This is a genomic window from Nitrospina gracilis Nb-211, from assembly GCF_021845525.1.
In the GTDB taxonomy this organism is placed as follows: domain Bacteria; phylum Nitrospinota; class Nitrospinia; order Nitrospinales; family Nitrospinaceae; genus Nitrospina; species Nitrospina gracilis_A.
On sequence record NZ_JAKJKD010000001.1, the window covers coordinates 2,537,384 to 2,551,287 of the forward strand.

16 protein-coding genes are annotated in these 13,904 nt (G+C 58.5%); 10 read left to right on the plus strand and 6 right to left on the minus strand.

Annotated elements, in window-relative coordinates:
• Window positions 1-43: 43 nt before the first annotated feature.
• The 4 genes from J2S31_RS11965 to J2S31_RS11980 all read left to right on the plus strand — a co-directional run bounded on the left by J2S31_RS11965 (window position 44) and on the right by J2S31_RS11980 (window position 3,052).
• Window positions 44-655: a Maf family protein gene (locus J2S31_RS11965; RefSeq protein ID WP_237099323.1), complete on the plus strand. Its 612-nt coding sequence runs from the start codon at window positions 44-46 to the stop codon at window positions 653-655.
• Window positions 656-886: 231 nt separating this feature from the next.
• Window positions 887-1,111 carry a hypothetical protein gene (locus J2S31_RS11970; protein ID WP_237099324.1) on the plus strand — a complete coding sequence of 75 codons (225 nt, stop codon included), beginning with the start codon at window positions 887-889 and terminating at the stop codon, window positions 1,109-1,111.
• Window positions 1,108-1,905 carry a formylglycine-generating enzyme family protein gene (locus tag J2S31_RS11975; protein ID WP_237099325.1) on the plus strand — a complete coding sequence of 266 codons (798 nt, stop codon included), beginning with the start codon at window positions 1,108-1,110 and terminating at the stop codon, window positions 1,903-1,905. Before J2S31_RS11970 ends, J2S31_RS11975 begins: the two co-directional genes overlap by 4 nt.
• A 130-nt stretch (window positions 1,906-2,035) precedes the next feature.
• Entirely contained in the window at window positions 2,036-3,052 is a 1,017-nt protein-coding gene (locus J2S31_RS11980) for a peptidylprolyl isomerase (RefSeq protein ID WP_237099326.1), read from the plus strand.
• Between the two features lie 81 nt (window positions 3,053-3,133).
• On the opposite strand, the gene J2S31_RS11985 is transcribed toward J2S31_RS11980, so the two are convergent.
• The gene (locus J2S31_RS11985) at window positions 3,134-3,322 is read right to left on the minus strand and encodes a hypothetical protein (protein WP_237099327.1); all 189 of its coding nucleotides are present in this window, start codon (window positions 3,320-3,322) and stop codon (window positions 3,134-3,136) included.
• Window positions 3,323-3,530: 208 nt separating this feature from the next.
• Between J2S31_RS11985 and priA the strand changes: the two genes are divergently transcribed.
• The 4 genes from priA to msrP are packed head-to-tail and all read left to right on the plus strand — an operon-like array spanning window position 3,531 to window position 7,957.
• Window positions 3,531-5,996: a primosomal protein N' gene (priA, locus tag J2S31_RS11990; protein ID WP_237099328.1), complete on the plus strand. Its 2,466-nt coding sequence runs from the start codon at window positions 3,531-3,533 to the stop codon at window positions 5,994-5,996.
• 58 nt (window positions 5,997-6,054) lie between these two features.
• On the plus strand, window positions 6,055-6,636 hold the full coding sequence (locus J2S31_RS11995; RefSeq protein WP_237099329.1) for a YqaA family protein: 582 nt from the start codon (window positions 6,055-6,057) through the stop codon (window positions 6,634-6,636).
• A 10-nt stretch (window positions 6,637-6,646) separates the two neighbouring features.
• Window positions 6,647-6,970 (plus strand): divalent-cation tolerance protein CutA, encoded by a 324-nt coding sequence (gene cutA, locus J2S31_RS12000; protein ID WP_237099330.1) that lies wholly within the window; start codon window positions 6,647-6,649, stop codon window positions 6,968-6,970.
• Window positions 6,971-6,985: 15 nt separating this feature from the next.
• The gene (gene msrP / locus J2S31_RS12005) at window positions 6,986-7,957 is read left to right on the plus strand and encodes a protein-methionine-sulfoxide reductase catalytic subunit MsrP (RefSeq protein ID WP_237099331.1); all 972 of its coding nucleotides are present in this window, start codon (window positions 6,986-6,988) and stop codon (window positions 7,955-7,957) included.
• A 10-nt stretch (window positions 7,958-7,967) separates the two neighbouring features.
• Here msrP and J2S31_RS12010 read toward each other — a convergent pair whose 3' ends face one another.
• From J2S31_RS12010 to J2S31_RS14755, 3 genes are read right to left on the minus strand one after another with little or no spacing between them, the layout of a single operon-like run.
• Window positions 7,968-8,681 carry a formylglycine-generating enzyme family protein gene (locus J2S31_RS12010; protein WP_237099332.1) on the minus strand — a complete coding sequence of 238 codons (714 nt, stop codon included), beginning with the start codon at window positions 8,679-8,681 and terminating at the stop codon, window positions 7,968-7,970.
• A 3-nt stretch (window positions 8,682-8,684) separates the two neighbouring features.
• Complete coding sequence (locus J2S31_RS12015) at window positions 8,685-8,990, minus strand: hypothetical protein (protein ID WP_237099333.1); 306 nt, start codon at window positions 8,988-8,990, stop codon at window positions 8,685-8,687.
• A 9-nt stretch (window positions 8,991-8,999) separates the two neighbouring features.
• The gene (locus J2S31_RS14755) at window positions 9,000-9,305 is read right to left on the minus strand and encodes a hypothetical protein (RefSeq protein ID WP_371831633.1); all 306 of its coding nucleotides are present in this window, start codon (window positions 9,303-9,305) and stop codon (window positions 9,000-9,002) included.
• Between J2S31_RS14755 and J2S31_RS12020 the strand changes: the two genes are divergently transcribed.
• Entirely contained in the window at window positions 9,255-9,905 is a 651-nt protein-coding gene (locus J2S31_RS12020; protein WP_371831634.1) for a hypothetical protein, read from the plus strand. The genes J2S31_RS14755 and J2S31_RS12020 overlap by 51 nt on opposite strands.
• A 29-nt stretch (window positions 9,906-9,934) precedes the next feature.
• Here the strand turns inward: J2S31_RS12020 and pntB are convergent, their stop codons facing one another.
• Both pntB and J2S31_RS12030 read right to left on the minus strand, forming a co-directional pair.
• Window positions 9,935-11,335 carry a Re/Si-specific NAD(P)(+) transhydrogenase subunit beta gene (gene pntB / locus J2S31_RS12025; protein WP_237099335.1) on the minus strand — a complete coding sequence of 467 codons (1,401 nt, stop codon included), beginning with the start codon at window positions 11,333-11,335 and terminating at the stop codon, window positions 9,935-9,937.
• 11 nt (window positions 11,336-11,346) lie between these two features.
• A complete protein-coding gene (locus J2S31_RS12030; protein ID WP_237099336.1) occupies window positions 11,347-12,900 on the minus strand; it encodes a Re/Si-specific NAD(P)(+) transhydrogenase subunit alpha in 1,554 nt (517 codons plus the stop codon).
• A gap of 533 nt (window positions 12,901-13,433) precedes the next feature.
• Here J2S31_RS12030 and J2S31_RS12035 point away from each other — a divergent pair.
• Window positions 13,434-13,787: a hypothetical protein gene (locus J2S31_RS12035; protein WP_237099337.1), complete on the plus strand. Its 354-nt coding sequence runs from the start codon at window positions 13,434-13,436 to the stop codon at window positions 13,785-13,787.
• The last annotated feature ends 117 nt before the right edge of the window (window positions 13,788-13,904 follow it).

The following is a 13,904-nucleotide window of genomic DNA, read 5'->3' on the forward strand; positions in this document are numbered from 1 at the left end:
CCTATACTAAATTATCTGACCTGAAATTTCCAGAAGGGGAACCATGTCCACCTCCACTCCAAAACTGATCCTCGCCTCGCAGTCGCCCCGGCGCATCGATCTCCTCCACAAAATGGAGCTGAAGTTCGAGATCATCCCGGCTTCCGTGGACGAGGTGACTGACGGCGCCCAGGCGCCGGAAGAAAACGCGCTCGCTCTCGCGCACCAGAAGGCGGCCCATGTGGCGCGCAAACATCCCGGCAATTTCGTGCTGGGCGCGGACACCATCGTGGTGCTGGACAGCACCCTGCTCGGCAAACCGCAAAACGCGCAAGAAGCGGAAGCCATGTTAACCGCCCTGAGTGGACGCGCGCACCAGGTGATCACCGGCGTGGCACTGGTCGATCCCGAAGGCGTGCATTCGGGGCATGCGGAGGTCTCCACCGTGCGCATCAGGAAACTGGACAACGAGACGATCCGCCGTTACATCGAAGGCGGCGAACCCATGGACAAGGCCGGCGCGTACGCCATCCAGGGAGAAGGGGCAAAGCTGGTGGAAGCCTGGTCCGGCTCGTGGACCAACATCGTCGGCCTGCCGGTGGAAGCGGTATGCCGTCTGTTGAAAGAAGCCGGATATCCGCATTCCCCCGACACCGCAAACATTGAAATTCCGTGAAAGAACCCGCCGCCTCCTGCACACAGGCAGGCCCCGCTTTTCCGCATGGAAAGCGGCCCGCCAACCATGTCCCCGAACGGACATCAAAAAATAAAGCGCTTGACAAACACGCAAACATGTCACTCCATAAAAATGTTTTTTGTCAAAAATTCCTTGCAGAGTTTTACTTTTTGGACATATCATTTAGTCCTGATCCACAACTACGGGACACTTAGGTGAATCGGTATCCTCATGTTCACAAGCCAAGATTCGATGAAAATCCACGGGCATTGCAATCGTTGCAAGGCGCCGATCTTTCTGAACCAGTGCACGGACTGGTACGGCAACACAGTCCTTTCGCTCAACTGCTGGAACGGCCATTACAAGTGGATTGAAATCGAGGATATCGACAAGGAATTCAGGATCGAGCCGGAAAAAAACCTGGTCACCTACATCGGCTTCTTCGACGCTCCATGAACCGAACACGGTTTGCCCTTCTCCCCACTTCCCTTTTTCTGTTTCTGACCCTGTTAGCTCCCAGTGCGGGCGACGTGCGTGCCGAAACACCGCCCGAAGCGCCGGAAGGCATGGTGTACATTCCGGAAGGATACTTCCCGATGGGCATCAACTCCGGCAGCGCCTCCGAGGAAGGCCCGCAACACCACGTGTACACCTCCGCGTACTTCATCGATCGCTATGAAGTCAGCAACGCCGAATACATGAAATTCGTCGAAGACACGGGACACTCCAAACCGCTTTACTGGGAAGACGAACGCTTCAACCGCCCGAACCACCCGGTGGTCGGCGTGAGCTGGTTCGACGCCATGGCTTACGCCCGCTGGAAAGGACGCCGCCTGCCGACCGAAGCGGAATGGGAAAAGGCCGCGCGCGGCAACGACACGCGTCTCTACCCCTGGGGCGACAAGTGGGCCAAAGGATTCGTCCTGTATTTTGTCAACGTGTTCGGCGTGGAAGACAAATACCGCCACACCGCGCCGGTAAATGATTATCCCGCGGGCATCAGCCCCTTCGGTGTGTTCAACATGGCAGGCAACGTCTGGGAATGGTGCCTCGACTGGTACGAGGACGATTACTACCGTAAAAGTCCGGAGCTGAACCCGGAAGGACCGGAACCGACCAAAATGAAAGTCGTGCGCGGCGGATCGTGGATCAACACCATCGACGGCGCCCGCCTGGTGCGGCGCGGACGCAACTTCCCCGCCACGAAAAACATGATCTACGGATTCCGCACCGTCCTGCCCGTCCAGTAATCCGTAAGGGTTGCGCCGGATCCGCATGGGAACAATTCGGTTGACAATTCACCACGCCGCGCAGTAAGTTTTTTACATTCACTCAAAGGGGTTCGCACCCTATTCAATCAAGTGCATGCGGGGTTTTTTCATGATTTCAGCAAAACGGTTTCTGTTTCTCATTCCCGCCGTCGCCGCCCTGGTTTGGTTTTCCTCAGGGGCCGTGCCGGCACATTCCCATACCGGCCACGATCACGGCAGCGGTCTCAGCATCACCCTTCCCGATGTGCTGGCGCAGGTGGACGGCAGGGACATTCCCAAAAGTTCCATCATGCCCATGCTGGTCAAAAACGTGGAGCGTTATAAAGAGCGGGGCATGGCACTTTCGCCGCAACAACAGAAAGTCGCCGCCAAAAAACTGCTGGAAGAGGAAATCCACCGCAGTCTCCTCCTGGAAAAAGCGAAGGTCCTCGGCGTTTCCATCACCGACCAACAGGTCGATGAAAAGGTGAACTCCATCAAAAGCACCTTCAAGAGCGACGATTTGTTCAAGAAACAACTCAAACTCCGCAACCTGACCATGGACCAGTACCGCGCCAAACTGCGCGACGACCTGTTGATGGACGCGGTGCTGGAAAAAGAACTGAGCGGCAAGATCAACATTCCGGAAAGCGCCATTCTGGATTATTTTCAGAAAAACAAGGACAACCTGAGCAAACCGGAAAAACGCAAGGCCAGTGTCATTCTCATTAAAGTCGATCCTCAATCCGGTTCGGCGGGGGCACTGAAGGCACGCGAAAAACTGGAGGACATCCTGAGCCAGTTGAAAAGCGGAAAGGATTTCGCCACCATGGCCAAAATCTATTCTGAGGATTCGCTGGCCAGCCGCGGCGGGGATCTGGGATGGTTCACGCAGGGCGGGCACATGTTTGCGCCGTTCCGCGAACAGGCGTTCAAGCTGGGCAAGGGTGAGGTCAGCGGCATCTTCAAAACCGGGCACGGCTTGCAGATTTTGAAGGTGACGGACGTTGAGAAAGGGTTTCAGGCCACGCCGGAAAACAGCCGCGACACCATCCGCAAAATCCTGCTGGAGCAGGAACTGAAAAAGCAGACGCGCCCCTACCTGGAATCGTTGAAGCAGGAAGCCAACGTTAAAATTTATTTCTGAAACTTTGCGGGGCCGGATGGCCCCGATAATGACTTCAGGAAGGAATTTGTGGAAGACCCGTTGGAGGAAGTCTCCAACGGGTTATTTTTTGCTTTTTTTCTCTTTCTTGCCCTTGCCGCCGTCGATCTGGCTGAGCTTCCGTTTCACGATCTTTCCGGGGTCCTTGTCGAAGTCCACTTTCAGATGCACGGTATTCTCATTCAACCTGTGCACCACGGCGTCTTTCTTTTTCCCGGCAAAATCGAATTTGATTTTATCTCCGACCTTCATGCAACCTCCTCGGGCGCTGCCGCCCCGCGTATGATTCACGCAAACGGGTTTTTTGAAAAAGAAAAGACTAGTGGAATTCACCAGAGGTGTCAATTCCATAATGAATGGCGCCTGAAGGCGGTGTGATCCGTCCGCAACTCTGGTACACTTTGCGGAACCGGCGGCAGCGCCCGCCAGGCTTGCCGCAATCAATCCATGTGAATCGCCCATGACCTCCCCAGCCTACGCCCAGGTGGTTTTCAATCTGCCGCTTGCCGATGCCTTCACCTACCGCATCCCGCCCGCCTTGCAGGGCCGCGTGCAGGTGGGGATGCGCGTGCTCGCGCCGTTCGGTCCACGGAAGATCACAGGATACGTCGTGGCGCTCGCCGACACGTGCGATGCGTCGATCCGGCTGAAAGACATCGAGGACGCGCCCGACTCCCTGCCGGTGATCTCGCAGGACCTGCTTGATCTCACCCGCTGGATTGCGGACCGATACCATGCGGGCTGGGGCGAGGCCATCCGCGCCGCCCTGCCCGCCGGCCTGGATGACGAGGAGCACGAACTGTTTTCGTTGTCGCCCGCGGGGGAAGCCGCATTGCAGAATAAAAAGGTGTCGCCCGCCGGGGCGGCGGTCCTGCAACTCATTCAAAAACGCAAACAGCTTTCGCGCAAACAGATCCGCCACGCGCTCAAAAAAAATTACAAGTCGCACACCCTGGCCATGCTCAAGCAGGAAGGCCTCATCCTCACCGAAACCCGCCTGCGCAAAAGCTCCGTTCCGTACAAAACCGAAACCATCGCCGCACTCACCGGCGACGCGGCGAAACACGCGGACGCGGAAACCCTTCTCGCCCGCAGTCCGAAACAGAAAGAACTGCACTCTCTTCTTAAAGACGGGGAGCTCACCGTCACGGAATTGTCCAAGCGGTTTCCCAAACATGCCGGACCGCTCCGCGAACTGCGCAAGAAAGGGTTGGTCGAAACACGTCGCGTGCAGGTGTCACGTTATGGCGGAGAGGAAATCGATCTGTCCACCGAGGGGCTGGACGGTCCGTTGCAGTTCACACCGGACCAGGAACAGGTGTACGGCACATTGAAAGACGCCCTCGACTCTGAAACCTGCCACACGTTTTTACTGCAGGGCGTCACGGGAAGCGGCAAAACGGAAATTTACATCCGATGCATCCAGCAGGCGCTCGACGCCGGGCGCACGGCGATCATGATGGTGCCGGAGATTTCGCTGACGCCGCAGACGGTGTACCTGTTCCGCCGCCGCTTCGGCGAAAACGTCGCCATTCTGCACAGCGGCCTGTCGGCGGTGGAGCGATATCTCGAATGGGAAAAAATCCGGCAGGGCGAGGTGGGCATCGCCATCGGCGCGCGGTCGGCGGTGTTCGCCCCTTTAAACGACCTCGGCATCATCATCATCGACGAGGAACACGACGGCTCGTACAAACAGGATTCCACCCCGCGTTACCACGCGCGCGAGACCGCCATCGTCCGCGCTCGAAAGGCGGGTGCGGTGGTTCTGCTGGGGTCGGCGACGCCTTCAATGGAATCACGCTGCAAGGCCGCCTCCGGCGAATACCATCACCTCACGTTGCCGAAACGCATCGGCACACGGCTCATGCCCACCGTCCACCTGGTGGACATGAGGAAGGAACGCGACGAGCGCAAAAATTATTCCATCTTTTCGCTGGAACTCAAGAAAGCCATCCTCGAACGCATGGACCTGGGCGAGCAGGTGTTCCTGTTTCTCAACCGGCGCGGCACCGCCAACTACGTCGTCTGCCGCAAATGCGGGTTTGTGTTCGAATGCCCGCATTGCAGTGTGTCGCTCACGTTCCACGCGCGCACAAACCTCCTGCTGTGCCATTACTGCAACCTGACGCGCACCATGCCGGATCACTGCGTCGAGTGCGGCGGCGAGGTGATCCGCTTCAGCGGCTTCGGCACGCAAAAGCTGGAGGAAGAAACACGTTCCCTGTTTCCCGCGGCGCGCACCGCCCGGCTCGACCGCGACACCACCCGCACACGCTCGGCGTTTGAGGCCATGTACCGCGACATGCGGGAAGGCCGCATCGACATCCTCATCGGCACGCAGATGATCACCAAGGGGCATGACTTCCCCGGTGTCACGCTGGTCGGCGTGGTGTACGCCGATTTGTCCCTGCACATCCCGGACTTCCGCTCCTGCGAACGCACGTTTCAACTGCTGACCCAGGTGGCGGGGCGCGCCGGACGCGGCACCGTGCCGGGACGCGTCGTCATCCAGGCGCACAACCCGGATCACTATGTTTACGACTACGTCGCATCACACGACTACGACGGCTTTTATGAAAAAGAACTCGCTTTAAGGCAACGCCTGCACTATCCCCCGTTTTCGCAACTCGCGTCGCTTCTCGTTGAACATCCGAGCGAAAAAGAAGGCGAGGCGTACACCGCACGTTTGCAGGCCGAGTTCGCACCGCTGGTCCGCGAGGCGGAAAGCGTGGAGTTGCTTGGACCCGCCCGCGCCGCGTTGTACCGTCTGCACGACCAGTTCCGCTGGCACTTCATCTTCCGCACGCGGGATGCGGACGTTTTGCAATCCGTCCTCAAAAAAGTGAAGCGACTCGACAGCGTTGCCAAACCGCCGGGCACACAGTGCAAGGTCACGCTCGACGTCGATCCCGTCAATATGCTTTAAGTTTTTCAAGGGGCTGTGATACCCTTTACGTCCTTATTGACCCGATTCAAGGTCCACCATGCTTCGAAAAATGTATGACTGGGTTCTGCACTGGTCCTCGACCAAACACGCCGTGCCGGCTCTGGCGGTGCTGGCGTTCGCCGAATCCTCGTTCTTCCCCATTCCGCCGGACGTGCTTTTGATCGCCATGGTGGTGGCGGTGCCGCTCAAATGGTTCCGCTTCGCGCTGGTGTGTTCCATCGCCTCGGTGCTGGGCGGCATGTTCGGTTATCTTCTGGGCTGGCAGTTCATGGACCTGGTGGGCAACCGCATTGTCGAGTTCTATCATTTCCAGACGCAATTCGATAAAATAGGAGGGTGGTACCAGGAATACAACGCTTGGGCCGTGGCCGCGGCGGGGTTCACCCCCCTGCCCTACAAGGTGTTCACGCTGGCCGCCGGAGCGTTTCAGATCAACTTTCCGGTGTTCGTGGGCGCATCGTTCGTCAGCCGCGCGGCGCGCTTTTTCATCATAGCGGCACTGCTTTACAAGTTCGGCCCGTCCATCAAGGAATTCATCGAGCGTTATTTCAACCTGCTCAGCATCGCGTTCTTCGTTCTTTTGGTGCTGGGATTCGTGCTGTTGAAATACGTTTTATGACGGAGACAGTATGAACGAGCATGTGGTCGTGTACGTCACCGCAGGATCGGAACAGGAAGCGGAGAAACTGGCCAACGGCCTGGTGACGGAGAAGCTCGCCTTCTGCGTGAACGTGATCCCGTCCATCAAGTCATACTACCACTGGGACGGAAAGATGAACGTGGATCCGGAAGTGCTGATGATCATCAAGACGCGCCGCGACCGTTTCGACGATCTCGAAAAATGGGTGTGTGCAAACCACAGCTACGACGTGCCGGAAGTCATCGCCCTGCCCATCGTCCAGGGATTGAAACCCTACCTGCAGGGCATCGACGACTGGGTGCCAAAAAAATAAAAAGGTTATGGAATCATGAGCAACATCCACATTCCCAGAGGTTGGGAGATGCCGGAAGCGGAACTCACGCCGGAGTCGGTGTACATGAACCGGCGCGAGGTGTTGAAAGCGATGGGCGTGGCCTCGCTGTTCGCCGCGGGGGCGCTTCCCGCGTGCTCGCCGCCGCCGGAGGTGATCGACGCGCATCCGGAGATCAACCTCACCGATCTCGAAAAAACCGTGTACCCGGCCAACCGCATCACCAAGTACAAACTCGACCGCCGCCTGACGTCCGAGGCCATCGCCGCATCGTACAATAACTTTTACGAGTTCAGCGAGGTGAAGGAGGACGTCGATCACCATGCGCAACGCTTGCAGACGCGGCCCTGGCAGGTGGAGGTGACGGGTCTCGTCAACAAACCGAAGACCTACGACTTCGACGACTTCTTAAAGAAGTTCATCCTGGAGGAACGCTTTTACCGACTGCGTTGTGTCGAGGCGTGGGCGATGGCGGTGCCGTGGACGGGGTTCCCGTTGAAAGCCCTGCTGGATGAGGTGGAGCCGCAATCGGGGGCGACATACGTGCGTTTCGAATCGTTCCACAAACCGTTTCTGGCGCAGGGTCAGTTCGCGTTCTGGCAACCGTGGCCGTATGCGGAAGCGCTCACCCTGGAAGAAGCGATGAACGAGCTGACCATCCTCGCCACCGGCATCTACGGGCACCCTCTGCCGAAACAGCATGGCGCACCGATCCGCCTGGTGGTGCCGTGGAAGTACGGTTTCAAAAGCATCAAGTCGATTCAGCGGATTGAAGTGGTCGATTATGCGCCCTCCACTTTCTGGAACACCCTGCAACCGCTCGAGTACGGGTGGGAGGCCAACGTCGATCCCCATGTGCCGCACCCGCGCTGGCCGCAGACGAAAGAAGAGATGATCGGCACCAAGGAAGTGCGCCTCACGCAGAAGTACAACGGCTACGGCGATTTCGTCGCGTCGCTCTACACCTGAACCTCAGCCCTCACTCCACCTCACGCACACAGCGGAACCCGATGTGGTCGAAGCGGCCCGCCGCCAGCTCGTAGTTACGGCGTGTGGCGCGCAGGGTCTGTTCGAGATCGCGCCACGATCCGCCGCGGATCGAACGATACTTGCCGTCGAACGGGCCTTGCGGATCGCGCTTCGGGCTTTCCGTGTAATACGTGTCCGAATAATTATCGAGCACCCATTCCCACACATTGCCCGCCATGTCATAGAGGCCGTAAGGATTCGGTTTCTTCTGTCCCACCGGATGCGTGGTCTTGCCGGAATTGTCCCAGTACCAGGCGTGATCGCCGTCGATGGCGTCGCCCCAGTAATAAACCGTCGTCATTCCGGCGCGTGCCGCCTTTTCCCATTCCGCTTCCGTGGGCAGGCGCTTGCCTACCTGCAAACAGTAGTCGCGCGCCTCGTACCAGGTGACCTGTTCCACCGGATGGTTGGGCGATTCGAAGTTCGAGGGATTGTCGTCCATCACCGCCTCGAACTGCATCTGTGTCACTTCATGCCGGTCGATGTAAAACGCCGAGAGGTGGACGGCGTGCGGCGGTTCGTCCTCCGCCTTGCCGGAACCCATGACGAACTCGCCTTCGGGGATGAGCACCATCGACGGATCGCTAAATTCCTCCGCCGACGCCGTTGCCGCGAGGCAAAGCCACACACTCACTGCCATTAGAAAACGCGATGCCGTTTTCATGATTCATTTGCGCCGAAAGAGTTGGATGAAATTGGCGACGAACCCGGAGATGGCGGCGCCGGACCCCGCGGCCATGATGAGGATGTCGCGGTCGCCGGTCTGGTAACCGATGAACGTACCGATCAGCACGCCGACGCAGATGGTGATCAGGTAGAAGCGTCCTCCCAGCCAGCCGATGAAGCCGCCGATGATCGAGCCCAGAACCCCGGCCACCACCGCCAGCATGGGGCTGTGCACCACCACGCCGATGAGGACGCCCGTCAGGCCCAGCAAAAACACGCCGACATAAATGTTGTTCCGTTTCGCCATGTGCGCCTATCATGATACAGGAAGCGCACCCGGTGGTCCGCCCCTTTTCTTACAGGTCCGATGCAACGATTCCTCGTTTTGCCATTTCTGATTCTGGTCGCTCTGCCCGCATCCCTTGTCGCATTTGTCGCCACAGGAATGAACGGTCCGGCGGGAGTGGCGGTCGATCCCCAAAGCGGCCACGTGTTCGTCGCCAACACGGGCGGTCCTCCGGATTTGAAAGACAACAACGGCTTCATCCGCCGCCTCGACGCCGACGGCCACGTGATCGCCCCGCGCTTCCCCACTGCAGGCAAAGACGCCGTCACCCTGCACGGGCCGAAAGGTCTGGCCATCGTGAACGGCGTGTTGTACGCCGCCGACATCGACACGGTGCGTGGATTCGATCTGGCAACCGGCAAGCTGAAGACCGCCATCGACCTCTCCGGGCTGGGCGCGCGGTCGCTCACCGGGCTCGCCACCGGGGCGGATGGAATTCTATACGTATCGGACACCCCCGGCAATGTGATTTACCGCATCGACATCACCGCAGGCAACAGCATATCCCTGTTCGCTCAAGGCCCAGGGCTGGCCGGTCCCACCGGCCTCGCCTACGACCCGCGTCACAAAACTCTCGTCGTCGCCAGCCGCAACACGGGCCGGCTTCTAAGCGTGCAGGGCGACGGCACGATTCATCCGCTTCTGGGCAGATCCTTCGTAAGCTTGTACGGTGTGGCGTTCGATCGGGAAAACAATCTGATTGTAACAGAAGTGGAGCGGGGGCGCGTTTACCGCATTCGGGATTACAGTGAAGTGGAGGTGCTGAGAGAAAACGTGTTGAGTCCTGCGGGGGTGGCTTACGACTTTCGCCACAACCGGGCGGTGGTGACGTCGTTGAAAGGCAATGCGGTCTTCACCCTGCCGCTGGACCGCTGACGGGTCCGGCGGCAGGGTGAGCACATCAATTAATGTCCGTCCTGCAGGGCGGCGTACACCGCGTCCAGACTGCTCTTCGCGTCGCCAAACAGCATGCGCGTGTTTTCCTTGAAGAACAGCGGGTTCTGCACACCCGCGTACCCGGTCGCCATACTGCGCTTGAGCACGATGGTGTACTTGCCCTTCCAGCATTCCATGACCGGCATGCCGGCGATGGGGCTGTTCGGGTCGTCCTGCGCGGAGGGATTGACGATGTCGTTGGCGCCGACGATGATCGACACGTCCACGTCCGGGAAATCGTCGTTGATTTCGTCCATCTCGTAAACGATGTCGTACGGCACCTGCGCTTCCGCGAGCAGAACGTTCATGTGGCCCGGCATGCGCCCCGCAACGGGATGGATGCCGAACCGCACATTGATTTTCTTGTCGCGGAGATTTTTGGTGATCTCGCGCACGATGTGCTGTGCCTGTGCCACCGCCATTCCGTAGCCCGGAATGATCATGACCTCTTTCGATTCCCTGAGCAGTTCGGCCACTTCCGGCGCTTCCAGTGCGTGGATTTCGCCCTGCTCCCCGGCGGCGGCCGAAGGCGCGCCCGTGGTGGTGCCGAATCCGCCGGCGATGACCGACAGGAACTTGCGGTTCATGGCACGGCACATGATGTAACTCAGAATGGCGCCGCTGCTGCCCACCAGCGCGCCGGTGACGATCAGCAGGTCGTTGCTCAGCATGAAGCCGGTGGCGGAAGCCGCCCAGCCGGAATAACTGTTGAGCATCGACACGACGACCGGCATGTCCGCGCCGCCGATGGCCATGACCATGTGGATGCCGAACAAAAGAGCGATGCCGGTCATGATCAACAACGGCGTCAATCCGTTTCCGGCCGCCGACTGGTCGACAAACATTTTGCCGAGCACGATGGTGGCGATCAACAAACCGAGGTTGAACAAATGCCGCCCGGGAATCAACATCGGGTTGCCGGTGATCTTGCCGCACAGCTTGCCCCAGGCGATGACCGATCCGGAAAACGTGATCGCGCCGATAAGGATGCCCAGATAGGTTTCGACGTCGTGGATGGACTGCTCGACGCCTTCAAAATGCTGGGCCGGATCCATGAAGTTGGCGTAACCGACCAGCACCGCCGCCATACCGACGAGACTGTGCAGGATGGCAACCAGTTCCGGCATCTCCGTCATCTGCACGCGCTTGGCGAGGATGATGCCGATGGTGCCGCCGATCAGAAGGCCGCCGACCAGCAGGGCCATGTTGGCGGTGACCCCGGCGATGGTCACGATCAACGCGATCGTCATGCCGAGGATGCCGAAGATGTTGCCGCGCCGCGCGGTTTCCTGATGACTCAGCCCGCCCAGTGCCAGAATGAATAAAATAGTCGCCCCGATATAAGAGGCAGTTACGATACCTTGACTCATCTTTTCGCCTCCTATTTACGGAACATGTCCAGCATGCGGCGCGTTACGGCAAATCCGCCTGCTATATTGATAGCCGTGATCAGAACCGCCGCGGTGGCGAGCCACATGATCAGTTTTTCGCCCGAACTTATCTGCAACAGAGCGCCGATGATGATGATACTGCTGATGGCGTTGGTGACGCTCATGAGCGGCGTGTGCAATGCGGCGGTGACATTCCAGATAACCATGTAGCCCACAAAGCACGCCAGCACGAACACGGTGAAATGCGCCATGAACGAAGCCGGCGCCACCGAGCCCAGCCCCAGCAGCAACAAACCGCCGATGACAAAGGTCATGATCATGCCCGTGGCGGAAGGCTCTTTTGCTTCCTTCTTAACGGGAGGGGCCGCTTCCTCTTTCGGTTTGGGCGGAGCGGCGGAGAGTTTCGGTGCGGGCGGCGGCCAGGTGATCTCGCCTTCCTTCACCACGGTGACGCCGCGGATGACCTCGTCCTCCATGTTGACATTGATGGTGCCGTCCTTCTCCGGGCACATGTCGGAGAGCAGGTGACGCAGGTTGGTGCCGTACAACTGGCTGGCCTGCGTCGCCAGGCGGCTCGGCAGGTCCAGGTAACCGATGATGGACACGCCGCTGACGTTGGCCACCTTGCCGGGCTCGGTCAACTCGCAGTTGCCGCCCTGCTCGGCGGCGAGGTCTACTATGACACTGCCGTTTTTCATCAGCTTCACGGTGTCTGCGACGATCAGCTTCGGCGCCGGTTTGCCGGGAATCAGCGCGGTGGTGATGATGATGTCCACCTCCTTGGCCTGTTCCGCGAACAGTTCCATTTCCTTCCGGATGAACTCCTCACTCATCACCTTGGCGTAACCGCCTTCGCCGGAGCCTTCCTCCTCGAAGTCGAGCATCAGGAACTCCGCGTCCATGCTCTCGACCTGCTCCTTGACTTCCGGGCGGGTGTCGAACGAACGCACGATGGCGCCCATGCTCTTGGCCGCGCCGATGGCGGAAAGGCCCGCCACACCGGCGCCGATGACCAGCACCTTGGCCGGGGGGATCTTACCCGCCGCGGTGATCTGCCCGGTGAAGAACCGGCCAAACAACTGCGCCGCCTCCACCACCGCACGGTACCCTGCAATGTTGGCCATGGAACTCAAAGCGTCGAGCTTCTGCGCACGGCTGATGCGTGGCACGCTGTCCATCGCCATCACCGTGACTTTTTTCGCGGCCAGCCGTTTCAACAAATCCTGGTTCTGCGCCGGCCAGATGAAAGAAATGAGCACCTGGCCCTCGTGCGTCAAATCCACTTCATCCACCTTCAAATCCGGATGGTGCTCCGGCCCGCGTACTTTCAATATGATGTCGCTCTGATCCCAAACGGCCCTTGGACCCTCCAGAACAGTGGCCCCGGCTTCCTTGTACGCTTCATCGGCAAACTTCGCCTCGGCACCGGCACCGGCTTCAATCGCGACTTCAAACCCGAGCTTTTTCAGCTGGACCACCACCTCCGGGGTTGTGGCCACCCGCCTCTCGCCGGGATGAACTTCTTTGGGAATGCCAATCTTCATCGCCAATTGTTCCTTTATTTATAATTGGTTCTCAGAAATGCCCACGAATGATAACCAAAACAAGGTTGTTGTCAAAATTTTTTCAATACGGGCGTAGAATGAGAAACTCTAGCACAACCACGCCCAATTTCACCCTTTTTCTCACTACTTCCCGGGATTTTCACTGGCAGGAACAGGAACGCGCGGAGTCCAGAATTTGGATTCGCCGTCCTCCCCACGCAATGCAAAAATATTCTGATACAGGGCAAGCTCTCTTTATTCAAATCGGCCCCGAATCCGACCCGCCTTCCCACCGAGCGCCCTGCGTCCCAGGGAGAGCGCGAAAATCTCATAGTTTGCCCATGCCAAAAATTTTTCAATAGTCGCATAATTCGATCGAATGCCAGCAAAATCAGCCTTATAATAAAAATATCAGACATTTGATTTATCGGGTTTTATTTAAAATGAGCCAAAAAAGACCACTTATTTCCGCATACTTATCTGGATTTATCCTAATTCTGATATGGCCGTGGGCCGCATTCGCCGGAGACCAGGTGGCTTCGACCTATCGGGAGAAGGACTTTGTCGAGGCCTGGTGCGGCGCGTCGCAGGGCCGGTCGGAGGTGCGGCAGGCCGACCGAACGCGCATCGACTGCGTCACGGACGAATACGCCATCGAGTTCGATTTCGGCCATAAGTGGGCGGAAGCGATCGGTCAGGCTCTGTTTTATTCGGCGCAAAGCGGCTTGCGGCCGGGGGTCGTTCTCATTCTTAAAAAGCCCGGAGACATTCGTTACCTGGCCCGTCTGGAGAAGGCCAACCAGCACCACAACCTGAACATCCAGATCTGGGTCATGCGCCCAAGCGACCTGAGCCCCGCCCCGGCCCCTCCCCCGTCCGGACCGTAAATTTCGACCCCCTCCCCCTTGCCTCTCCCAAGCCCGGATTGCAAAGCGAATTTTGGGGCAGTTTTTTTTCAGTGTTGAATTATTTAATGTTACACTATTTTTACTTAAACTCATCCG